Origin of the sequence: Paenibacillus beijingensis (assembly GCF_000961095.1) — a bacterium.
Lineage (GTDB): Bacteria > Bacillota > Bacilli > Paenibacillales > Paenibacillaceae > Paenibacillus_O > Paenibacillus_O beijingensis.
In genome coordinates this window covers 1716702-1740364 of the sequence record NZ_CP011058.1, presented here as the reverse complement: position 1 = coordinate 1740364, position 23663 = coordinate 1716702, and the positions used below count along the sequence as shown (strand labels likewise).

General features: G+C 57.0%; 20 protein-coding genes. 19 read left to right on the top strand and 1 reads right to left on the bottom strand.

The features are described from left to right. Positions 1–223: 223 nt before the first annotated feature. From argC to VN24_RS07780, 14 genes are all read left to right on the top strand, one after another. Positions 224–1273: an N-acetyl-gamma-glutamyl-phosphate reductase gene (gene argC, locus VN24_RS07845; protein WP_045669937.1), complete on the top strand. Its 1050-nt coding sequence runs from the start codon at positions 224–226 to the stop codon at positions 1271–1273. A gap of 31 nt (positions 1274–1304) precedes the next feature. After that, positions 1305–2543, top strand: coding sequence for a bifunctional ornithine acetyltransferase/N-acetylglutamate synthase (gene argJ / locus VN24_RS07840; RefSeq protein ID WP_045669936.1), 1239 nt, complete (start codon positions 1305–1307; stop codon positions 2541–2543). Between the two features lie 116 nt (positions 2544–2659). After that, on the top strand, positions 2660–3448 hold the full coding sequence (argB, locus tag VN24_RS07835) for an acetylglutamate kinase (protein ID WP_045669935.1): 789 nt from the start codon (positions 2660–2662) through the stop codon (positions 3446–3448). A 316-nt stretch (positions 3449–3764) separates the two neighbouring features. Beyond that, on the top strand, positions 3765–4949 hold the full coding sequence (locus tag VN24_RS07830; protein ID WP_238590861.1) for an acetylornithine transaminase: 1185 nt from the start codon (positions 3765–3767) through the stop codon (positions 4947–4949). A 257-nt stretch (positions 4950–5206) separates the two neighbouring features. Continuing rightward, positions 5207–6163, top strand: coding sequence for an ornithine carbamoyltransferase (argF, locus tag VN24_RS07825; RefSeq protein ID WP_045669933.1), 957 nt, complete (start codon positions 5207–5209; stop codon positions 6161–6163). A gap of 128 nt (positions 6164–6291) precedes the next feature. Continuing rightward, positions 6292–7530, top strand: coding sequence for an argininosuccinate synthase (locus VN24_RS07820; RefSeq protein ID WP_045669932.1), 1239 nt, complete (start codon positions 6292–6294; stop codon positions 7528–7530). A 13-nt stretch (positions 7531–7543) separates the two neighbouring features. Further along, the gene (argH, locus tag VN24_RS07815) at positions 7544–8956 is read left to right on the top strand and encodes an argininosuccinate lyase (protein WP_045669931.1); all 1413 of its coding nucleotides are present in this window, start codon (positions 7544–7546) and stop codon (positions 8954–8956) included. 245 nt (positions 8957–9201) lie between these two features. Continuing rightward, positions 9202–10128: a PLP-dependent cysteine synthase family protein gene (locus VN24_RS07810; protein ID WP_193790104.1), complete on the top strand. Its 927-nt coding sequence runs from the start codon at positions 9202–9204 to the stop codon at positions 10126–10128. Beyond that, the gene (locus VN24_RS07805) at positions 10125–10553 is read left to right on the top strand and encodes a M67 family metallopeptidase (protein WP_045669929.1); all 429 of its coding nucleotides are present in this window, start codon (positions 10125–10127) and stop codon (positions 10551–10553) included. Before VN24_RS07810 ends, VN24_RS07805 begins: the two co-directional genes overlap by 4 nt. 4 nt (positions 10554–10557) lie before the next feature. Continuing rightward, a complete protein-coding gene (gene moeB, locus VN24_RS07800) occupies positions 10558–12099 on the top strand; it encodes a molybdopterin-synthase adenylyltransferase MoeB (RefSeq protein ID WP_082083667.1) in 1542 nt (513 codons plus the stop codon). Between the two features lie 45 nt (positions 12100–12144). Then, positions 12145–13089 carry a family 2A encapsulin nanocompartment shell protein gene (locus VN24_RS07795; protein ID WP_045669928.1) on the top strand — a complete coding sequence of 315 codons (945 nt, stop codon included), beginning with the start codon at positions 12145–12147 and terminating at the stop codon, positions 13087–13089. Beyond that, positions 13076–14692, top strand: a complete 1617-nt coding sequence (locus VN24_RS07790; RefSeq protein WP_082083666.1) for a family 2A encapsulin nanocompartment cargo protein cysteine desulfurase — start codon at positions 13076–13078, stop codon at positions 14690–14692. Before VN24_RS07795 ends, VN24_RS07790 begins: the two co-directional genes overlap by 14 nt. An 82-nt stretch (positions 14693–14774) precedes the next feature. Next, entirely contained in the window at positions 14775–15719 is a 945-nt protein-coding gene (locus tag VN24_RS07785) for a serine O-acetyltransferase (RefSeq protein ID WP_045669927.1), read from the top strand. 250 nt (positions 15720–15969) lie between these two features. Then, positions 15970–17244, top strand: a complete 1275-nt coding sequence (locus VN24_RS07780; RefSeq protein WP_052702843.1) for an acyltransferase — start codon at positions 15970–15972, stop codon at positions 17242–17244. Between the two features lie 67 nt (positions 17245–17311). Here the strand turns inward: VN24_RS07780 and VN24_RS07775 are convergent, their stop codons facing one another. Further along, positions 17312–17503: a hypothetical protein gene (locus tag VN24_RS07775; RefSeq protein WP_045669926.1), complete on the bottom strand. Its 192-nt coding sequence runs from the start codon at positions 17501–17503 to the stop codon at positions 17312–17314. Positions 17504–17737: 234 nt separating this feature from the next. On the opposite strand from VN24_RS07775, the gene ftsE reads away from it, so the two are divergent. From ftsE to VN24_RS07750, 5 genes are all read left to right on the top strand, one after another. After that, on the top strand, positions 17738–18424 hold the full coding sequence (gene ftsE, locus VN24_RS07770) for a cell division ATP-binding protein FtsE (RefSeq protein ID WP_045669925.1): 687 nt from the start codon (positions 17738–17740) through the stop codon (positions 18422–18424). Next, positions 18414–19331 (top strand): permease-like cell division protein FtsX, encoded by a 918-nt coding sequence (gene ftsX, locus VN24_RS07765; RefSeq protein ID WP_045669924.1) that lies wholly within the window; start codon positions 18414–18416, stop codon positions 19329–19331. The genes ftsE and ftsX overlap by 11 nt, the downstream gene beginning before the upstream one ends. A 9-nt stretch (positions 19332–19340) precedes the next feature. Continuing rightward, on the top strand, positions 19341–20513 hold the full coding sequence (locus tag VN24_RS07760) for a murein hydrolase activator EnvC family protein (protein WP_045669923.1): 1173 nt from the start codon (positions 19341–19343) through the stop codon (positions 20511–20513). A gap of 143 nt (positions 20514–20656) precedes the next feature. Then, a complete protein-coding gene (locus VN24_RS07755; RefSeq protein ID WP_045669922.1) occupies positions 20657–22126 on the top strand; it encodes a S41 family peptidase in 1470 nt (489 codons plus the stop codon). Between the two features lie 226 nt (positions 22127–22352). Beyond that, positions 22353–23648 carry a PDZ domain-containing protein gene (locus tag VN24_RS07750; RefSeq protein ID WP_045673093.1) on the top strand — a complete coding sequence of 432 codons (1296 nt, stop codon included), beginning with the start codon at positions 22353–22355 and terminating at the stop codon, positions 23646–23648. Positions 23649–23663: the final 15 nt, after the last annotated feature.

The window sequence follows — 23663 nt, the reverse complement described above, 5'->3', positions numbered from 1 at the left end:
CCTGCATAGGTGCCGGCAGCCTTTATATCGGAAAATGAACGGATTATAAAGGCTTTTTGCAGAAAAAGGGGCTCTTTTCAACGAAGGAATAGGCAGAGAAACGTATTGTATTTTTATGTATACGGATGTATAATAACACAAAGCTAAACTAGGGTATTTCATCGGGTAACCAACTATTGTACAATAAATATTCAGAACGGCTTATCGGATAGGAGAGACAGGAATGGGTTCCAAGTTGAAAGTAGCGATTGTCGGTTCTACCGGATACGGCGGAGTGGAGCTGATCCGTCTGCTCGAGGCGCATCCGCTCGCGGAGGTGACGTCGGTCATCTCATCTTCAAGCGCCGGAACGCCGATTGCAGAAGGGTTCCCGCATTTGAGCGAAATCCGCACCGATCTGCTTGACGGGATTGATCCCGCAGCGATCAAGGCGAAGGCGGATGTCGTGTTCACCGCGACGCCGGCAGGCGTGGCTTCGAAGCTTGCGCCGCAGCTGCTGGAAGCGGGATTGAAAGTGATCGATTTGTCGGGCGATTTTCGTTTGAAGTCACCTGAAGTATATGAACAGTGGTATAAAAAGGAGCCGGCTGCAGAGCACGACCTGCAGCGGGCGGTATTCGGACTTGCGGAAGTGTACGGTGACCAGGTGAAGGGTGCGGAGCTTATTTCCAACCCGGGCTGTTATCCGACGGCAACGCTGCTCGGACTGGTTCCGGCGCTTGCGGCCGGCTGGATCGACCCGTCGACCATTATCGTCGACGCCAAATCGGGCGTCTCCGGAGCAGGCCGGGGGGCGAGCCTGGGCACTCATTACTCGGAATTGAACGAGAATTTCAAAGCCTACAAGCTGAACAAGCACCAGCATATTCCCGAGATCGAACAGGTGCTCACCGATGTGGCGGGGCGTGAGGTAACGGCAACGTTCACGACCCATCTTGTGCCGATGACGCGCGGTATTATGGCGACGATTTACGCTTCGCTGACCGAAAGCCGCACGGATCGGGACCTGATCGGTCTTTACCGCGATTATTATCACGGCCGCCCGTTCGTACGCGTCCGGAATGAGGGAATCTGGCCGGCGACAAAAGAAGTTTCGGGCTCCAATTACTGCGACATCGGCTTTGCGGTCGACAGCCGTACGGGCAGGGTTACGATTATTTCGGTCATTGACAATTTGGTCAAGGGAGCGGCAGGGCAAGCAATCCAAAATCTTAATCTGATGATGGGTTGGGACGAGTTGACAGGTTTGAACTTTGTTCCGGTCTATCCTTAATACGGCGTCAAAGGGGAATCGATAACGGCTTATGTCACACGAATATCCACGGCTGTTCTCCGTGGTTGAGAACGGGTCCGTCACGACGCCTGCCGGCTTTAAAGCGGGCGGGCTGCACTGCGGCTTGAAAAAAACGACCCGCCACGATTTGGGCGCCATTGTGAGCGAAGTTCCGGCTGCGGCTGCCGGCGTCTATACGACGAATGTGTTTCAGGCGGCGCCGCTGAAAGTAACGCGCGACAGCATCGGGCAGGACGGCCGGCTGCAGGCGGTGCTCGTCAACAGCGGCAATGCCAATGCCTGCACCGGGAAGCAGGGCGAAGCTGATGCCTATGAGATGCGCAGCCGTTTTGCGGAAGCGATCGGCGTGAAAGCGGACGATGTCGCCGTCGCTTCGACCGGCGTGATCGGCGAGAATTTGAAGATGGATCGGGTGCGAAGCGGGATCGACGGCCTTCCCGGCAGGCTGCTGGGCAGCCGTGAAGGCAGCGACGACTTCTGCCAGGCGATTTTGACGACCGATTTGGTGCAAAAGATGGTTTGCGTCAAGCTCGTCGTCGACGGCCGGGACGTTCTTATCGCCGGCGCGGCCAAAGGGTCCGGCATGATTCACCCGAACATGGCAACGATGCTTGGTTTCGTAACGACGGACGCCTTGATCGGAAGTGAAGCGCTGCAGCAGCTGCTGCGGGAAGCGACCAACCTGACATTTAATATGATTACGGTCGACGGTGATACAAGCACGAACGATATGCTCGTGGCGATGGCAAACGGGCTTGCGGGCAACCGCGAGCTGACGCCGCAGCATCCGGATTGGGCGGCGTTTGCTTCCGCGCTCCGGTACGTATGCGAAGTGCTTGCCAAGGCGATCGCCCGCGACGGTGAAGGCGCGACGAAACTCGTTGAAGTGCAGGTGCGCGGCGCAGAGAGCGACGCCTCCGCGGCGGCGATCGCGAAGACGGTTATCGGTTCCTCTCTTGTGAAATCGGCCATTTTCGGCGCCGATGCGAACTGGGGACGGATTATCGCGGCGGTCGGCCGCGCAGGACAGCCTGTTAATCCGGAGACGGTCGACATCCGGCTCGGAACGATTTTAACCCTGGAGCAGTCGCGTCCGATCGCTTTTGACGAAGAAGAGGCGCTGGAATATTTGAAGGGCGAAACTGTTGTCATTACGGTCGATCTGCATATGGCCGGCGGCGAAGCGGTCGCCTGGGGCTGCGATTTGACCTACGACTATGTAAGGATTAACGCCGCTTACCGGACTTGATTGGACGACTTCTTGAAACGCAAGCGGAGCCGGTCGCTTTTTAAAGGCGTCTGCAGGGTATTAACTCATGAAGCGGATGCGGCACGATTTTTGACAGACGAAAGGGAAGTATGGGGATGGAACAACGGTTTGTTATGAAATGCGGCGGCAGCACGCTGGCGGCGCTTCCGGATTCGTTCTTCGCCGACCTGCGGCGGCTGCAGGCCGAAGGCGTGCGTCCGGTCATCGTGCACGGCGGCGGACCGGCGATCTCCTCCACGCTGGAGAAGCTCGGCATCGAGACCGAGTTTGTGGGCGGATTGCGCAAGACGACCGGTGACGTGCTCGATGTCGTGGAGATGGTGCTGGCAGGGGCGATCAACAAGGAGATCGTCCGCAAAATTCAGCAAAGCGGCGCGAAGGCGCTTGGCTTATCCGGCGTCGACGGCATGCTGATTCAAGCGCAGCCGGTGGCAAACGCCGTGGACATCGGCTATGTGGGCGATGTGACGGATGTGAACGCGGAAGTGATCGAAGGCGTCATGGCGATGGGGTACATCCCGGTATTGGCGCCGATCGGCATTGACGGGGCCGGACAGCGGTACAACATTAACGCCGATACGGCTGCGGGAGCGGTCGCTTCGCGGCTCGGCGTAGAGCGGATGATCGTGGTAACCGACGTGCCGGGCATTATGAAGACGGTGGACGGACAGAAAAAGGTGCTGCCGAGCATTACCGTTGCCGAGATCGATGAGATGATTGCAAGCGGCGAAATTTACGGCGGCATGATTCCGAAAGTGCGTGCGGCGGTGAAGTGCCTGCACGGCAACGTCCGCGAAGTCGTGATCGTAAGCGGCGAAGAGCCGAATGTGCTCAGCCGCGTCGTTCGCGAAGGCGGAGTCGGAACGGTGATCGCCGGCGGCTAGAACGCCGGCGCCGGCTGCTGCCGGACAGCGGGAATGCCGGCTCCGACCTGCGGGCAGGATGGCGGGAATGCCGGTCCGACCTGCCCGCAGGACGGCTGCACAAAGCGCAGTCCGAGCGGTCACACGGTATTTCAAGGCGGTATGACCGCCGGGCGGCTGGCACGCGTAGAACAAATGATGCGTTCAGCCCGGCGACGCCCGAAAGACAAGCAGGAGAGCCGGAACCGACCCGGATGTGCGAGAGGGCCGGTGGCAGAAGGAGTTCAAAAAGCGGCTCCCGTTTTGTCACTATACTTATCGAAAGGTGGAAATGATAATGAGTGGTGAACATTCTCTTTTTCCAACATATGGGAGATACTCGGTCTCGCTTGTGAAGGGCGAAGGAAGCTGGCTGTGGGATGATCAGGGCAACAAATATTTGGATTTTATGTGCGGACTGGCCGTAACGAATCTCGGTCACGTGCCGCAGACGGTGAAGGAAGCGCTCGTGAAGCAGCTTGACGAGCTGTGGCACGTCTCCAACCTGTTTCATATCCCGGGGCAGGAAGCTGCGGCCAAGCTGCTGACGGACAATACGTGCGCGGATGCGGTATTCTTCTGCAACTCCGGTGCGGAGGCCAATGAAGCGGCGATCAAGCTTGCCAGACGTTATCATCAAAAAGTGCTCGGAACGGGACGCTACGAAGTCATTTCGTTCCATCAGTCGTTCCACGGGCGGACGCTGGCTACACTGACCGCGACGGGACAGCAGAAGGTGAAGGAAGGCTTCCTTCCTCTCCCCGCAGGATTCGTAACGGTTCCGCTGCACGATGAGGCGGCTTTGAAAGCGGCAGTGAGCGACAACACAGCCGCCATTATGATCGAGATGGTGCAAGCCGAAGGCGGTGTTCATCCGGTTAAGCCTGAGTTTATGCAATTTATCGTGAAGCTTTGCCAGGACAACGGTCTGCTGCTTATTATCGACGAGGTTCAGACTGGCATGGGCCGGACAGGCAAGCTGTTTGCACACGAGCATTACGGGATCGAACCGGACATTTTCACCGTGGCCAAAGGGGTCGGCAGCGGCTTCCCGGTCGGCGCGATGCTCGGCAAGGAAAAGCTGCGCGAGGCGTTCAGCGCGGGCAGTCACGGCACGACGTTCGGCGGCACGCCGATTGCGTCCGCTGTCGTAAAAGCAACGGTCGAAACGATTATCGGGAACAAAGTGCCGCAGCGCGCCCTGGAAGCGGGCAATTACTTGATGGGCCAGCTTCGCGAGAAGCTCGCCGGCAACCCGTTCGTGAAAGATATCCGCGGCTTAGGCCTGATGATCGGGATCGAATGCGCGGAGCCTGTGGCCGATATCGTGACGGAAGCCCGCAATCGCGGCCTGCTCGTTGTGACGGCCGGACCGGACGTTGTACGTCTTCTGCCGAATCTGCTGGTCACCAACGAGGAGATCGACGAGGCGGTACGCGTGCTGGCTGAAGTTTTGGCGGAGAAGACGGTAGCGGCTTCTTAACGCTTTTCGCTACACCACTATACCGGGAAAAAGGAGCGGAGCGGCTGACTTGTGACTGGAGAAGCGTTAGCGTTCGCCTACAGGCTTTCCGCAGGAAAGCCACTTCGGAAGCATACGCTTTGTAGACGGATCGTAATGCTGTTAGGGGTTAAAAGTTCAAAACGATCCGGCTACAACAGCGATCGGATGATCAAGTTCAGCCGCGCAGCGTCCGCTTTCCCGGACATCCATCACCATTAAGGGAGGGATCGCATCCCATGCAAAACACCATCAAAGAAAGTATGGCCGTCAATCTGAAGGGGCGGGATTTTCTGGCGCTGGCCGATTACACGCCGGAGGAAATCCGCTACTTGATCGATTTGGCGATCGACTTAAAGCATAAGCAAAAAGCGGGCGAAATTTATCATCCGCTCAAAGGGAAAACGCTTGGTATGATTTTCGAAAAATCGTCCACCCGCACGCGCGTATCGTTTGAAGTGGGCATGTACCAGCTCGGGGGCCAGGCGCTGTTCCTGTCCCGCAACGATCTGCAGATCGGGCGCGGAGAGCCGATTTTGGATACGGCGCAAGTGCTTTCGCGTTATTTGGACGGCATCATGATCCGCACGTTCGCTCACCGCACCGTAATCGAACTGGCGCGCGGAGCGACGGTTCCCGTCATCAACGGCCTGACCGACGCTTCGCATCCTTGCCAGGCGCTGGCCGACTACCAAACGGTGCTTGAGCACAAAGGACGGCTGGAAGGGCTTAAGGTTGCCTACATCGGGGACGGAAACAATATGGTCCATTCGCTCATCATGGGCGCGGCCAAGCTGGGCATGAACATTTCGGTTGCGACGCCGGAAGGCTACGAGCCCGATCCGGAGCTTGTTGACCAGGCGAAGGACGTCGCCTCGGCGACGGGAGCCGGTATCGTCATATGCCGCGATCCGAAAGAAGCGATCAGCGGCGCCGATGTCGTCTACACCGACGTTTGGGCGAGCATGGGCTTCGAGGAGGAGCAGAAAGAGCGCGAGCAGGCTTTTGCGAGCTACCAGGTGAACGAAGAGCTGGCGAAATACGCGAACAAGGATTACCTGTTCATGCACTGTCTGCCCGCCCACCGCGGCGAAGAAGTGAGCGAAGGCGTCATTGACGGCCACAACTCCATCATTTACGACCAGGCGGAAAACCGCTTGCACGCACAAAAAGCCATTATGGCGGCGATTATGTAAGTTCACCCGGGCGGTCGGAGTTTCCGGATCCGGGTTACACATCGGGAGGGCCGCAGCGCCAGAAGCGGACGCCTCCCGCGTTTGTGTGAGCAATTATTTTGAGCATGAGAAAGGTGCGAAGGACTATTATGGCAAAAGAAAAAATCGTGCTGGCCTACTCGGGCGGCCTCGACACATCCGTTATTTTGAAATGGCTGAAAGAAACGTACGACGCGGAAATTATCGCCTTTACCGCCGATATCGGCCAGAAGGAGGAGCTGGACGGTCTCGAAGCCAAAGCGCTTGCGACCGGGGCTTCCAAAGTATATATCGACGACCTGCAGGAAGAGTTCGCGAAGGACTTCATTTTCCCGATGTTCCAATCGGGCGCGCTGTATGAAGGACAATACCTGCTCGGCACGTCGATCGCGCGTCCGCTGATCGCCAAGCGCATGGTGGAAATCGCCCGCGCCGAAGGCGCAACCGCGATTGCCCACGGCGCAACGGGCAAAGGCAACGACCAAGTGCGCTTCGAGCTGACGGCCGCCGCGCTGGCGCCGGAAATCAAAGTGATCGCGCCTTGGAGAAGCAACGAATTCCGTGAGCAGTTCCCAGGCCGCGCCGAGATGATCGCCTACGCGCAGGAGCACAATATTCCGGTTACGGCTTCGGCCGCCAAACCGTACTCCACGGACCGCAACCTGCTGCACATCAGCTTCGAGAGCGGCATGCTGGAAGATCCTTGGTTCGATCCGAGCGCGGAATCGAATAAGGACATGTATGTGCTGAGCGTGGCGCCGGAGGATGCTCCGGATCAGCCCGAGTATGTGGAGCTGACGTTCGAAGCCGGAGACTGCGTCGCCGTTAACGGCGAACGGTTGAACCCGCTTGGTGTCATGGAAAAGCTGAACGAGCTCGGCGGCAAGCACGGCATCGGACGCATCGACATGGTCGAGAACCGTTTTGTCGGCATGAAGAGCCGCGGCGTGTACGAAACGCCGGGCGGTACGATCCTGTTCACTGCACACCGCAAAATGGAGTCGCTCACGATGGACCGCGACGTCATGCACCTTCGCGATTCGCTCATTTCCAAATATGCGCAGCTCGTTTACAACGGCTTCTGGTTTGCGCCGGAACGTCTGGCGCTGCAGGCGCTTGTAACGGAAAGCCAGAAGAACGTGACGGGCGTCGTCCGCCTGAAGCTGTATAAAGGCAACGTCATCGGCGCCGGCGTCAAAAGCCCGGTCAGCCTGTACAACCCGGATATCGCCACGATGGAGGCCGATCCTTCCCAGGCATACGACCAGAACGACGCGACCGGCTTCATTCACCTGAACGCGCTCCGTCTGAAAGTATCGTCGGGCGTGGAACAGAGCAAAAAGCAATAAGGAGCGTAGCCAAGTGAGCAAATTGTGGGGTGGGCGGTTCACCAAAAAAACCGACCAGTTGGTGGAAGAATATACGGCATCGATTTTGTTCGATAAGGAACTGGCCGAAGAGGACGTTCAAGGCAGTCTCGCGCACGTGACGATGCTGGGCAAGCAGGGCATTCTGCCGGCCGAGGACGTCGAGACGATCAAGGGCGGCCTGCAGCGCGTGCTGGAGCGGATCCGCAAAGGTGAGCTCGAGTTCTCCGTATCCGATGAAGACATTCATATGAATATTGAAAAAGCGCTGATCGACGATATCGGGCCGGTCGGCGGCAAGCTGCATACGGGCCGCAGCCGCAACGATCAGGTGGCGACGGACATGCATCTGTATCTGCGCAAGCGGGTCGTCGAGTTCGTCGGCCTGCTGCAGAAGCTGCAGGAAGCGCTCATCGGGCAGGCGAAAGCGAACCTCGACACGATCGTGCCGGGCTACACGCATTTGCAGCGCGCGCAGCCGATTTTGTTCGCGCATCATCTGATGGCGTACGTCTCGATGTTCGGCCGCGACCTGGAGCGTCTGCAGGACAGCTACAAGCGCATCAACGTGCTGCCGCTCGGAGCGGGCGCGCTAGCCGGCACGACGTTCCCGATTGACCGTCACTTTGTGGCGGAGCAGCTCGGCTTTGACCGCGTCTACGAAAACAGTCTGGACGCCGTAAGCGACCGCGATTTTATCGTTGAGTTTCTGGCGAACGCCTCGCTCATTATGACGCATCTGTCGCGTCTGTCGGAGGAGCTGATCCTCTGGTCGAGCACCGAGTTCCGTTTCGTCGAGCTGGACGACGCGTTCTGTACGGGCAGCAGCATTATGCCGCAGAAGAAAAATCCGGATGTGCCGGAGCTTGTCCGCGGCAAGACCGGCCGCGTCTACGGCAATCTGGTCGGCCTGCTGACCGTGCTCAAGTCGCTGCCGCTCGCGTACAACAAAGATATGCAGGAAGACAAGGAAGGCATGTTCGATACGGTGCGCACGCTTCAGGGCGCGCTGCAGCTGTTCGCGCCGATGATCGCTACGATGAAGGTGAACAAGGAGCAGATGCGAAAGGCGGTCAACCAGGACTTCTCGAACGCCACCGATATCGCCGACTTCCTCGTCGGCAAAGGGCTGCCGTTCCGCCAGGCGCACGAAGTGATCGGCAAGACGGTGCTGTACTGCATCCAGCAGGACAAATATCTGCTCGACCTGACGCTGGACGAGTTCAAGCAGTTCTCCGAGCTGTTCGACGACCGCATCTATGCGGTGCTGCAGCCGGAAGCGGTCGTTGACGCCCGCAACGTGTACGGCGGCACGGCGAAGAAGCAGGTGTCCGAGGCGATCGGACGCGCAGAGAGCGCGCTTGCATCCGCCGCTTCCTGGGTCGAAGAATACGCGGCGCGGAACTAGGTTTTACACGTCAACACGGCACATAATCGTTTAAATGAAATTGTAAAGCAGACTGAATCAGACTGCGTCCAACCGGACGCAGTCTTTTTTGTGATGTCCTTAAAACATTTAATTGACAGAAAATTCATCCCAAATTATAATATGATAAATCCTATAAGAATAGTAAGGAATAAACCAGGCTGCTTATAGGGCTTTAAAAGCAATCATAATCATACATACGTTCATGACCGGGAGGAATCATCTGCGTGCATACCAACTACCGCATTGTGGAATGCGTAGGGAATACTCCCTTGTTTCGGCTCTCCACCGTAACGGGGGAGCTGGAGCGGCAAGGTGTCAGCGTTTATGTCAAGGCCGAGCACTTGAACCCTAGCGGGTCCGTGAAAGACAGGGCTGCCAAAGCGATGATTCTGGATGGGATCCGTTCGGGACAGCTGACCGAAGGGAAATCGATCATCGACGGAACGAGCGGCAACACCGGCATCTCCTATGCCATGATTGGGGCTGCTCTTGGCTACGGCGTTACGCTTTGTCTTCCCAAAAACGCGAATATCGAACGAAAACGCATTTTGCGCGCTTATGGAGCCGAGATCATCGAAACCGATCCGCTGCAAAGCTCGGACGGCGCTCAGCTTGCCGCCAAGCGAATAGCTGAAGAGGAGCCGGAGAAGTATTTTTATCCCGACCAGTATAACAACGCGGAGAATTGGAAGGCGCACTATAACGGCACCGCGCTGGAGATCTGGGAGCAGACGGATAAGAAAATTACTCATTTTGTCGCAGGCATGGGCACTTCCGGTACGTTCATCGGAACTTCCAGGAGGCTGAAGCAGCTCAATCCCTCCATACGGACCATTGCGATGCAGCCCGACTCGCCCCTGCACGGGCTTGAAGGGATGAAGCATCTGGCAACGACGCTGCTGCCCGGCATCTATGACAGCAAGGTAGCGGACGGTCAGATCGATATATCGACGGAGGAGGCGCAGCGGATGCAGCTGCGGCTGGCTCGGGAGGAAGGGCTGTTCGTCGGGATCAGCTCCGGGGCTAATGTGTCCGCGGCTCTGCAGCTTGCCGCCGGTCTTCCGCCGGGCTCGGTGGTCGTTACGATTTTGTGCGACAGCGGGCTGCGCTATCTTAGCGACGGGCTATGGGCAAAGGAGAGTTCAACATGATCAGGCTGACGGATGAACAGATTCAGGAGATTAACAAGCATGCCGAGGAGGATTATCCTTACGAATGCTGCGGCATCCTGTTTGGTCAGTTCGGGGCGGATAACAACAAAACCGTCACGCAGCTTCGGCGCAGCTCCAATGCGCGGCAGGACGAAGCGAAGCATAACCGTTTTCTGATCAGCGCCGAGGAGCTTATGCGCAGCGAGCTGTACGCCCGCAAGCATGGTCTGGACATTGTGGGCTTCTACCATTCGCACCCGGATCATCCGGCCATCCCTTCTGCATTCGATTTGGAGCATGCGTGGCCGCTGTATTCGTACATCATTGTGTCGGTCCGTGCAGGCGAGGCGGGGGATTTGACTTCCTGGGAATTGAAACATGACCGGTCCGCTTTTAATGCCGAAACCATCATACGAGGAGAGTAAAGCGATGAGCGTAACGTTATTCATACCTACTGCTTTAAGATCGTTCACAGACGGATTATCGGAGGTTGAGGTGCAGGCCGCCACCATCGAAGAGGCTCTGGCTCGGTTAACGGAACGGTTCGATGACCTGCAGCGTCATTTGTTCACGGGAGAAAACAAGCTCCGCAGCTACGTCAATATTTACTTAAACGAGGATGACATCCGTCAGAAGGACGGTCTTCAAACCCCGGTCTCGGACGGTGATACGATCCTGCTTGTGCCTTCTATTGCGGGCGGCTCCGGCGTGGGCAGCGCTCACAAGTCCTCCGCTGGCAGCGCGCATGAGTCTGCTGCCACCGGCAATCACGGGTATGCCGCGAGCAACGAGCCCGTCGTGGGCGGCACCAACGAGCCCGCCGATCTGCCCGAGCTGACCCATGATGAAGTGACGCGTTACAGCCGCCATCTTATTTTGCCGGAAGTCGGTGTGGAAGGACAGCGGAAGTTAAAAAAAAGCCGCGTGCTGCTCATCGGAACGGGAGGGCTCGGCGCACCGCTTGCCATGTATTTGGCGGCAGCCGGGGTCGGGACGCTCGGAATCGTCGATTACGATTTTGTCGATGAGACGAACCTGCAGCGGCAGATCATTCACGGAACGCGCGATATCGGCCGCCCGAAGATCGCTTCGGCGAAGGACCGGATCAAAAACATCAACCCGAAAGTAAACATCGTCGCCTTCGAGCAGAAGCTGACCAGCAAGAACGCCCTGGACATCATCAAAGATTTTGACGTAGTCGTGGACGGCACAGACAATTTCCCGACGCGGTATTTGGTGAACGATGCCTGCGTATTGCTCGGCAAACCGAATGTATACGGGTCCGTATTCCGGTTTGAAGGGCAGGCCAGCGTATTTCACGCGGAAAAGGGAGCTTGCTACCGCTGTCTCTATCCGTCTCCGCCGCCGGCGGGACTCGTGCCGACCTGCTCCGAGGGAGGCATATTGGGCGTCGTGCCCGGTATCGTAGGCACCATCCAGGCGAATGAGACGATCAAGCTGCTCCTTGGCAAAGGCGAGCCGCTCATCAATCGCCTTGTGCTGTTCGACGCCTGGAAGCTGAAGTTCCGTGAGCTGAAGCTGAACAAGGATCCGAACTGCCCGGTCTGCGGACAAAATCCGACGATTACGGAATTGATCGATTACGAGGAGTTTTGCGGTTTGAAGCCGCCGGCGGAGCAGGAGGAACCGATTGAGGAGGTTGCGCCGGCGGAACTGAAGCGCCGTCTGGACAGCCGCGAGCCGGTGCAGGTCATCGATATCCGGGAGCCGCATGAGCTGGCGATCGGCAAAATTCCGGGAACGAAGGCGGTTCCGTTCGGCCAGGTTGTCCGCAGGCAGGAAGAGCTGGACCCCGCGATCGATACGGTTGTCGTTTGCAAAGTAGGGCAGCGCAGCATCCTGGCGATCCGGGCGCTGCGCAAGGCAGGCTATACCGGCCGGCTGCTCAACCTTAAAGACGGGATTAATGCGTGGGCGAGTGAAATCGACCCGAGCATTGCCATATATTAACCGCAATTTGACTACACTACTGCATGGATCAGGAGAGGATATGAAATGGCAGAACAAGAGAATAGCGTAAAGACATTGGGCTCGTCCGCAGCCTACCAGCTTGCTAATGTAACGAAAACAGCCCCGGTATTCGAAGCGGTCACACCAAGATTTCTGACGCGGCTGTTTGAGTGGAAGGGGCTGGAGACGGGGATATTCAGGCTGAATAAAGTCAATGAAGGCGAGACGACGCTCGATATTTTGTGCAGCCAGAGCGACGATGTCAACATTACAGAAGGCTTTGTCGATTGCAGCTCCAAGCCTCGCGAATATACGCTGAACGCCATTTCAACGGTCGTTAATGTACACACGCATATATCCGATCTGTACAGCAGTCCTTATGATCAGGTCAAAGAGCAGCTCCGTCTTAGCATCGAAAGCATCAAGGAAAGACAGGAGAGCCAGCTGATTAACAGCGATGACTACGGCCTGCTGAAAAATGCCGCCGAATCGCAGCGCATCCAGACGCGCTTCGGCCCGCCGACTCCGGACGATCTCGATGAGCTGATCTCCAAGGTGTGGAAGGAGCCTTCCTTCTTCCTGGCGCATCCGCGGGCGATTGCGGCGTTTGGCCGTGAATGCACAAGACGCGGCGTTCCACCGCAAACGGTGCAGCTCTTCGGCGCGCACTTTCTGACGTGGAGAGGCATACCGATCATTCCGACGGACAAGCTGTTCGTGGACGGTCAGAAATCGCCGAAGGGCAAAGGCGGGAAAACGAACATTCTGCTTGTCCGCACCGGCGAGCAGAAACAAGGCGTTGTAGGCCTTTACCAGGCAGGCGTTCCCGGCGAGCAGTCCAAAGGGCTGTCGGTCCGGTTTATGGGCCTCGATAAAAACGGCATCGGTTCCTATCTTCTTTCTTTATACTGCTCGGTAGCCATCCTGGCCGATGATGCGGTCGCGGTGCTGGAAGACGTAGACGTAGGTAACTATTATGACTACCAATAACCGGTTTCTGGACCCGTCGGTGCTGGAGGCGCTGGCAAACGAATATTTCCCGGAATTTAACGCTTCACCCAATCCTAATTCTAACACCAGTCCGGCTTGGCAATCCTACGCGCCGACGGCGCTATCATCGAGAACGGTGTTGAGCGAAAAGGATTGGCTGCAGGCGATTGCCGATTCCGCCGATTCCGCCGATTCGTATGACCAGCCACAGATTCACAATCTTCCTGCGCATCCCGCAGCGCCCGCCCACAGCGATCTGATTATTCCCGGCTTTGCGGGCGGCATTCCACAGCCGGAGCCGAGCCTGACCACGAAAGGACAAGGCTTCTCGCCGATCATCGTGCCGGCATCGGACCTGTCCGCGAACCTCGCCGGGTTCGATGTCAACGTGATCCGAAAAGATTTTCCGATTCTAGAGGAGAAGGTGAACGGGAAGGATTTGGTCTGGCTCGACAATGCGGCGACGACGCATAAGCCGCGCCAGGTCATCGACCGCATCTCCTACTTCTACGAGCATGAGAATTCCAACGTGCACCGGGCGGCGCATGAGCTCGCTGCGCGCTCGACGGACGCATACGATGCCGCACGCGAGAAAGTCGCCAAGTTTCTGAACGCGCCTTCGGCGAAGGAAATTGTGTTCGTGCGCGGGGCGACCGAAGCGATTAATCTGGTGGCGCACAGCTACGCCAAGCATTTCCTGCAGAAGGACGACGAAATCATCATTTCGTGGCTGGAGCATCACGCCAACATCGTCCCATGGCAGCTGGTATGCGCCGAAACCGGGGCCAAGCTGCGCGTCATTCCGGTCGATGAGACCGGACAAATAGTGCTTAGCGAATACGAGAAGCTGCTCGGCCCGAGGACGAAGCTTGTGGCGGTGACGCATGTATCGAACGCGCTCGGCACGATAACGCCGGTGGAGGAGATCGTCAGCCTTGCTCATCGTTACGGGGCCAAGGTGCTTGTGGACGGCGCGCAGGCCGTCTCCCACTTGAAGGTTGATGTGCAGGCGCTGGACTGCGACTTTTACGTTTTTTCCGGTCATAAGGTGTTCGGTCCGACGGGAATCGGGGCATTATACGGAAAGCCTGAAGTGCTCGAATCGATGCGGCCTTACCAGGGCGGCGGCAATATGATTGTCGATGTCACGTTCGAGAAAACGGTCGTTCATCCGGCGCCTTTCCGCTTCGAGGCCGGAACGGGCAATATCGCGGATGCCGTCGGGCTTGGGGCCGCCATTGATTATGTTACGGCGATCGGCCTTGAGACGATTAACAAATACGAGCATTTTCTGCTGGAATACGGTACGGAAGCGCTGCGGCGAGTTCCTGGCTTGAAGCTGATCGGCACGGCCCAAAACAAGGCGAGCGTCCTTTCCTTCGTACTCTCCGGCTATAAAACGGAAGAAGTGGGCAGCGCGCTTAGTCGCGAAGGGATCGCGGTACGCTCGGGTCACCACTGCGCACAGCCTATTTTGCGAAGATTCGGTCAGGAGAGCACCGTGCGGCCTTCGCTCGCTTTTTACAATACCTGCGGGGAGATTGATGCGCTCGTGTCGGTGCTGCAGAAGCTGACGAGCGGCAGCCGGTATTATCAAGTATAGTGTAATCATGTTAGGGGAGGAACCGGACTTGCGTCCGGTTTTTTCCCTATAACTTTCTGCCGAGAACAAGAAGGAGGCAAGGATGAACAACATTTTTCATAACCAAATCAATCGTCTCATCTCCGAGATTGCTTACAGTCATCGCGAGCTGCCGCTGAGAATTTCGCTGGACTCCAGTTTGCTTCCTAACTCAGATACGATCATTGAAATCATTCAATTGCTGCGGGAATTGCTGTTTCCGGGATACTTCGGCAAGCAGAATATTATTAACGCGACAATTGAGTACCGGATCGGCGAGGTGCTGATTGAAATTTATGAGAAATTGTCGGAGCAGGTCAGCCGCGTTCTGCGGCATCATGTCAATCCGAACAACCCGTTCAGCGGCAGTGTGGAGCAGGAAACCGAACGGATCATTTACGAGTTTCTGAGTAAAATTCCGGCCATACGGCACGTATTGGCGACCGATGTGCAGGCCGCCTTTGACGGCGACCCTTCCGCCAACAGCGTCGATGAGATCATCTTTTCGTATCCCGGTATTTTTGCCGCGAGCATCTACCGCCTTGCGCATGAGCTGTATGTGCTGAAAGTACCGCTAATTCCACGTTTCATGACGGAATACGCGCACAGCGTCACCGGGATCGACATTCATGCCGGCGCTACCATCGGCTCCTCGTTTTTTATCGATCATGGAACAGGCGTTGTAATCGGGGAGACCACCGTGATCGGGGATCGGGTCAAAATCTACCATGGCGTTACGCTTGGCGCTCTCTCGTTGCGGGGCGGGCAGTCGCTGAACGGCGTAAAGCGCCATCCGACGCTGGAGGATGATGTCACGATTTATTCCGGCGCTTCCATTCTTGGCGGCGAGACGGTGATCGGCAAAGGCGTCGTCATCGGCAGCAACGTGTCCATCTCCAAGTCGGTTCCGGCAGGCGCTAAAGTGACGATGAAAAATCCGGAGCTTATCATCCAGGGGCGCGCGCCGCAGGAGTTTACGCAGGATCCGATCGGCGACTGGGTGATTTGACCGAAGTGCTTGTCATAGATTCAAACTAAATATGGGTTTGGAATCAGGCTGCGCCCGGAACGGTCGCGGCTTTTAAATCGTTAATTATTCGGGGGAATGCGCCCCATTATTTAACACATTTAAGGAGCCGTTAAGAAACATTTGCAAAAATAAAGGGGTGCCAAACGAAACGGTCTGTGATAGATTGGAAGTAACTGTCGGTTGGTTATTTCATCCAAAATTGAGCGAAAGGAAGGTACTCCGAATTCTTATGGCAACTACAAAAATTGCGGCGGGTTCCGTGAAGGAGCAGAGCGGCGCGGAATTATCCCGTTCGGACCGGAATGCGGGAGCAGGCGCCTCGCACGGGGCCATGCGCAAGGAGAGAATTCCGGAGCTGGAGCTGCTGCGGGGGCTCGCTATCCTCGGCGTCATTATGGTGCACGCCACCTCGGCTGCGGTTGTCCGCGTTCACGACTCGCCGATGCTGGGCGTCTATGTTTTTCTGAATACATTTGCGCTCTTTTGCGTACCTGCATTTATATTTCTAACGGGGTTTGTGCTCTTCTACAACTATTACGATAAACCGCTGACGCTGGGCATGCTCCGCAATTTTTACTGGAAGCGGCTGACGCAGCTGCTGATTCCATATATCGTTATCTCGGCAGGGTATGAACTGCTCGGGCATATGGCGAATCATCGGGCATGGAATCCAGGCGCGATGCTTTCGCTGTTCTGGCAGCACTTATTGTCAGGCAAAGCCTACACGCATCTTTACTATGTCATTATTACCATTCAGCTATACGTGCTGTTTCCGCTTCTGTTGCTGCTTTTTCAACGGCTGAAAATGTCGGTGCGCCTGGCGGTTCCGCTCGGGCTGATCATCCAGTGGGGGTTTTATTTGCTCAACCGCAACGTGCTTCATGTCGCTTCCAAAGGAAGCTGGTCGCTGTCGTATTTCACCCCGTTTTTGATCGGCGCCTTCTTCGGCATGTGTTATCCGGTTTTCAAGCGCTGGTTCGGAAGCGGGGAAGAGGCCGGGAACGGCGGAGAGTCAGGCAGGCGGCGTACAATATGGACGGTCGTCATGACCGCGCTTTGGCTGGCTGTAACGGCGGCTTTTATTTGGATGTACTATGAGCTGCGCTCGGGAGGCGTAGTCATTAAAGGCTACTGGTACGAGGCCGGCTACAGCGCGTTCACCGTGCTCACCACGCTCGCGCTCATGAAGCTATGCGGTTTTCTGTACCGCAAAGGGCCGCAGTGGATTGTATCCGCCCTGACCGATCTGGGCGCGCTTTCCTTCGGCATCTATTTGGTTCATCCGCTCATATTGTACGTTTACCGTAAATTTCCTCCCGGATCGGCGCAGCCGCTCATCTATCACTCCTGGATTGCCGGAGGATATGTGGTTGCGCTCGGGGGATCGATCGTAATCCTGCTGGCCGCATACCGGCTGCTCGGATGGTCTTGGATTTTGTTCGGACCGGTACCGGCCCGATTTGGCCGGCAAGCCAAACAGTCCGGCGTGCAAAGCGCCGCATAAAGAGGGAGGGGCATCCACGGATGCACCCCTCCCTTATTTGCTGCTTCGTTACCCTCCTTTAAAGCCGTCAACGGCTTCTTGCCATTCCCGGTCCGGCTGCGGACTGTTTTGCTTCCCTCAGCCACCCGCTGCCCGAGCCGTCCGCGCTCACATGGGGGACCGTATCCTTTGCCGCATAAAGCCAGACCATTCCCCAACCGATCGAAACCGTCAGCAGAAGCGCAAGCAGCACAATAAGCGCCAGATGCAATCGTTTCATCGTTCACTCCTCCTTCGGGAGAGTGCTTGCCGCACTGCATATATACGCGCCGGCCGGCGTTTTTAGTCCTTTACCCTGGCTGATTGTCGAAAAATATCAGCGTAAGCCGGCGGGAAATGTTCACGAGCCGATTATGAGAATCGTGAAAATTGCGGAAATCCATCCGTTTTAAGAGGAATTCAACGCTTTCTGTCGAACTAGTACATTCTGAAAATGAACAGGATGTGATCATAGTTGATTGAAATGCAAGACATCTGGAAAACGTACGCCGACGGCACTCACGCGCTGCGCGGCGTTTCCGTTCGCATAGACCGCAATGAATTCGTGTATTTGGTCGGCCCTTCTGGAGCGGGCAAGTCGACCTTCATGAAGCTTATTTACCGGGAGGAGTTTCCGACTAAGGGTCAAATCTCCGTCAACGGATTTAATATCGGCAAACTCAAGCCCCGCAAGATCCCGTATGTCCGCCGCAACATCGGCGTTATTTTTCAGGATTTCAGACTGCTCCCCAAGCTTACCGTCTATGAAAATGTCGCGTTTGCAATGGAGGTTGTCGAAGCTCCCCGCCGGATCATGAAGAAACGGACAAGCGAGGTGCTGGAGCTGGTCGGACTGAAGAACAAGATGGGCAGCCTGCCCGCCCAGCTCTCCGGAGGCGAGCAGCAGCGCGTCGCGATCGCCCGCGCCATCGTGAACAACCCGACGGTGATCGTCGCCGACGAACCGACCGGCAACCTCGATCCTGAGACGTCGTGGGGCATTATGAATTTGCTGGAGGAAATCAACTTCCGCGGCACGACGATCGTCATGGCCACCCATAACCGGGAGATCGTCAACCGTTTGCGCAAACGCGTAATCGCCATTGAGGACGGTCTCATCGCCCGCGACCAGGTAAGAGGGGAGTACGGTTATGAAAGCTAGTACCTTCGTCCGCCATTTGCGAGAGGGATCCCGCAACGTCATCCGCAACGGCTGGATGTCGTTTGCTTCCATGAGCTCGATTTTTATCTCGCTGTTTATTCTCGGCGTGTTTATGTTGCTGGCGCTGAACGTGAACCATTTGGCCGCCCAATTTGAAAGCCAAGTCGAAATCCGCGCTTACCTGCAGCTCGGAACCGAACAGAACACGATTGACAGCCTGGAGACGAAAATCCGCAATATTCCCGAGGTAAAGAACGTGACGTTCGTTTCCAAGGAGGAAGGGCTTAAGATGCTGCAGCAAAACTTGGGCAAAGACGGGCAGGAGCTTTTGCAAGGCTACAGCGGCGATAATAACCCGCTGCCGGACTCGTTTACGATCGAACTGTTCAATCCGCAGACCGTAGCCGAAACGGCAGCGCAAATCGAAGCGATGAACAAGACGGGCGATACGCCGCCTTTTCTCGCCGTGAAGTATGGAAAGGGAACGGTTGAAACGCTGTTCCGGATCACCCGGCTCGTCCGCAACGTCGGGCTTGCCATTGTGCTTGGGCTTGCGGTGACGGCGATGTTTCTTATTTCCAACACGATCAAAATTACGATTTTGAACCGCCGCCGCGAGATCGGCATTATGAAGCTGGTCGGAGCCACGAATTCGTTCATCAGGTGGCCGTTCTTCGTCGAAGGCGCGCTCATCGGATTCATTTCCTCCGTCTTGACGGCCGGCGTCGTGCTGTACGGGTATTACCGACTGGTCAATGCTTCTCAAGTGGAACTCGGACTGAACATGATCACGCTCGTTAACGTCGGCGAAGCGGGACCGCTTATCGCAGCGCTCATTATCGGAATCGGAACCGTCATCGGCATTTGGGGAAGCACGATATCGGTGCGCAAGTATTTGAAAGTGTAGGTGAACCCGTTGAGAAAAAGCATTTTTCTGCTCGCAGCCCTGCTGTTCGTTTCGCTTATGTATGTGCCGGCCGAGGGGCAAGCGGCTTCGCAGGTGGACAAGATCAACAAAGAGCTTGCGCAGGTTCGCAAGCAGATGCAGCAGGCGGCCCTTAGCCAGAAACAGGCGGAGCACGACAGCGGCGTCGTGCAATCATTGAAAGCGCAGACGGCTCAGTCGCTCCAGGATGTGATCAATCAGATCGATACGGTCGGCAACCAGATCAATATGGTGCAGGGTCAAATCGACAGAACGTCCGCTAAGCTCGAAGATGCGGCGCGCAGTCTGGATGAGGCGGAAGCCCGCATCAAGTCCGGCGACGAGCTGCTGCAGTCCCGGATTCGGCTGAGCTACACGAATGGCGTCGTCTCCTATCTGGACGTGCTGATGAGCGCCTCCAGCTTCAGCGATTTTTTGGACCGGATGGATTCGCTGCACTCCATTATGGATCAGGACAAGGAAATTTTGGAACAGCACAAGAAAGACAAGGAATTGGTCATTGAGAAGAAGAAGGAAGTGGAGGCATCGCTTGCGGAAGTGAAGACGATGTACGCCAAGCTGAATGACTACAAGACGCTGCTCGGGTCCAAGGAATCGCAGAAGCAGGTTATGATTTTGAGCTATAATGCCAAGCTGGAGGAACTTGAGGAGATCAGCGAAGACCAGCAGCAACTCGTTATGGACTTGGCGAAGAAGGAAGCAGAGCTGATCCGCAAGAGGCAGCGCGTGAGAACGTATTACACGGGCGGCAAGCTGGCCGTGCCGCTGAAGAGCGATTACCGGATCAGCTCTTCTTTCGGCTACCGCATTCATCCGATATCGCACAAGCGCAAGCTGCACGCCGGCGTTGACTTTGCGGATCCGGAGGGAACGCCGATCTACGCGGCGGAATCGGGCGTCGTCATTCTCGCCCAGTGGATGACCGGATACGGCAACTGCGTCATTATCGACCACGGCAACGGATTGTGGACGGTGTACGGTCATATCCGCAATGGAGGCATCAAGGTGGAAAAGGGCGAGAACGTCAAACGCGGCGAAAAAATCGCGGAAGTCGGCTCCACCGGCCAATCGACGGGCAACCATTTGCACTTTGAAGTACGCAAAAACGGCGAAGCGGTCAACCCGATGCCGTATTTGAAATAGCGAGCGCACCTTCTTGCTTGTCCCGTCATTCTCCCGGGTACGGACGTTCCTCTTGCCATCAGCCGGTATAAATATTTAGGATAAGATTGTCATATACTAGGCGATGTTGATGGAACTGGAAGAAGAGGGAAAGAGGTGGAAGCTTGCTGTTTAAAGGTCGTACAGTCGCCGCATTTATGGCGTTAACGATGGCGGGTTCGGTGCTGATCACGCTGACCGTAACGGAAAAGTATTTCTCTTTAACGGCTCCGGCCCCGGCGGCAGGCGCTGTGTCTGCGTCATCCGCGGCAGGGAAGGGCGGGCTCACGCCCAAAGAGCTGGACAAGCTGAACACCGTCATGGAGCTGATCGAGAACAAATATTTTACGGATATAAACCGGGAGCAGCTTGTAGACGGGGCGCTGAGCGGCATGGTGGAGGCGCTGGGCGATCCTTATTCCACGTACATGGAAAAAAACATCGCCGAGCAGTTTTCCGAAACGGTGGAAGGCTCCTTTACCGGCGTCGGCGCGGAAATTACGATGGAGGACGGCAATATCGTCGTCGTGTCCGCGATCAAAAACTCACCCGCCGAGCGGGCGGGGCTGCTTGCCAAAGATATCGTGCTGTCGGTCAACGGGCAAAGCATGAGCGGGCTTCCGCTTAAGGAAGCCGTCGCCAAGCTGCGCGGTCCGAAAGGAAGTCAGGCGAAGCTGCAGATCCGCCGGGCCGGCATGGCGCAGCCGATTCAGCTTGTGCTTGTACGGGACGACATTGACGTCGAGACCGTGTACGGCAGCCTGCGTCCGGACGGAGTGGGCATTATCGAAATCCGCCAATTCTCCCTGAACACGGCGAAACGGTTTGCCGACGAGCTGGGCGAGCTGGAGAAAAAAGGGATGAAGGCGCTGCTGATCGATGTGCGCAACAATCCGGGCGGCGTGCTGCCGGTCGTCGAAAAAATCGTCGAGCCTCTCATCCCGAGCGGCAAAACGATCGTGCAGGTCCAGTATCGCGGTGCACCCGCCGAACGGGCGGTTTCCAAGGGAAAAGGCAAATCGTACCCGATCGCGGTTCTGATCAACAAAGGCAGCGCCAGCGCTTCGGAGATATTGGCGGGAGCGCTCAAGGAATCGGCCGGAGCGGTAGTGGTTGGCGAAACGTCCTACGGCAAAGGCACGGTTCAGATCAGCTACGATAACGGTTTGGGCGGCGATCTCGTCAAGATGACGGTTGCGAAATGGCTGACGCCGGATGGCAACTGGGTGCATGAGAAAGGCATCAAGCCGGATGTGCCGGCGGCTCCGCCTTCCCTTTATACGGTAGCCCGGCTGGCCAAGGCGAAGACGCTGCAGCCGGATACGATTGGGGACGAGGTGAAAAGCCTGCAGACGATGCTGCAGGGACTCGGATTCGATCCCGGCCGCAAAGACGGCTATTACAGCCGGGAGACGGCAGAGGCGGTTATGGCCTTCCAAACGAGCGGCGGTCTGGAGCCGACCGGAATTGCCGATGTGAAGACCCAGCAGTCGCTTGAGCAGGCGGCAAGGAAATGGGTGCGTTGTCCGCAGAACGACAGCCAATTGGCCAAAGCAATCGAGACGTTGAAAGCGCGGCTCGGCGGCGGGCAGTGATAACGGGGGGCGAATCTTGCCGGCATACCCGATTTATCCCGGGCAGGAAATCATGGTCTTATGTCGAATGGGTTAAAGGTTGGCTTCGCGCCCTGCGGAGCCAACCTTTTTCTTTACAAGTTTTTTCGTCACAACGATCGGAAAGCATTCGTTAACCGGTATCATGCCGAAGCATCATGCTTGAGCAATAGATTTGCGAAACCGAATCGACAAAGGGGATGAGATGTTGGAAACGGCACAGGAGTTGCTGGAGCAGGCTTGGAGAGCGTTAATGGGGCTTATCGCGCAGCCCTTCTATTATGTAGCCGGTCTGCTCATTGTGCTTCATTATATACGGCAGACGCGCATGGAGCGAAAGCTGTTCCATGTCCGTCTGCACATTTGGCCGCGCCTGCTTGTGCGTGCGATCGTTGCGGGCGCGCTGGCGGGAGCCGCGGTATCGGCGGCCGGAGTGTTTATCGGGCTGACGCTCACGCCCGATGCGACGCTGTGGCTGTGGGGAATGACGCTCGTGCTGCTGCTCCTCCGTGTCCGCTATTTGTGCTTCGCATACAGCGCCGGCCTGCTCGGTCTGCTGCAGTGGGGGGCCGGCTTCACGCCGCTCGGCAGCCATGAAGGCGTCATCGGAACGTTCGTCCGCTCGCTGGCGGAGCTGGATATTCCCGGTCTGCTGCTGCTTGTGGCGCTGCTCCATGCGGCCGAGGCGCTGCTCGTACGGGCCGAAGGAGCGCGGCTGGCTACGCCGCTGTTTCTGGAAGGGAAACGCGGGAAGCTGGTCGGCGGCTATGCGCTGCAAGGCTACTGGCCGGTTCCGCTGCTGCTGCTTATGCCCGCCGCGGCCGGCGGATCGGCGGCAGGAATCGGGCTGCCGTGGACGCCGCTGCTCGGCGGCACGGATGGGTCGGGCGGCTGGACGCTTATTGCGCTGCCCGCCATTATCGGCTTCACGGAGCTGACCCGTTCCGTCGTCCCCGGCTCGCAGGCGCGTCTTACCGCGCGCAATTTGCTGGTGTACAGCATGATTTTGGCGGCGCTGGCCGCAGGTTCGGTCTTTTGGCCGCCGCTTGTGCCGGCCGCCGCGATTTGTTCGCTTGTTCTGCACGAGGTGCTGATCCGGATGGGCGTCCGCAGGGAACGGGAACGCAGTCCGCTGTATGTCCATGATGAGAGGGGACTGCGCGTGCTGGGCGTCGTTCCCGGAACGCCGGCGGAGCAGCTGGGCATTATGGCGGGCGAAGTGCTCCATAAGGTGAACGGGCGGCGCGTCCGCACGAAGGAGGATTTGCACGCCGCGCTGCACATCAATTCCGCCTTTTGCAAGCTTGAACTGTTCAATTTGGAAGGCCAGTTGAAATTTACGCAACGCGCCCGCTATGAAGGCGAGCACCATCAGCTGGGCGTCATTCTTGCGCCTGATGAGGATGCGGGCTATTATGCCGCTCCCGCCCCGGCTTCGCTGCTCGATCTCGTGCGGCGCAGCCGGGCGGCGCACCGCCGCGATGTGAGGGAAACGTCGTTTTGAGGAAAAGGATGTGCG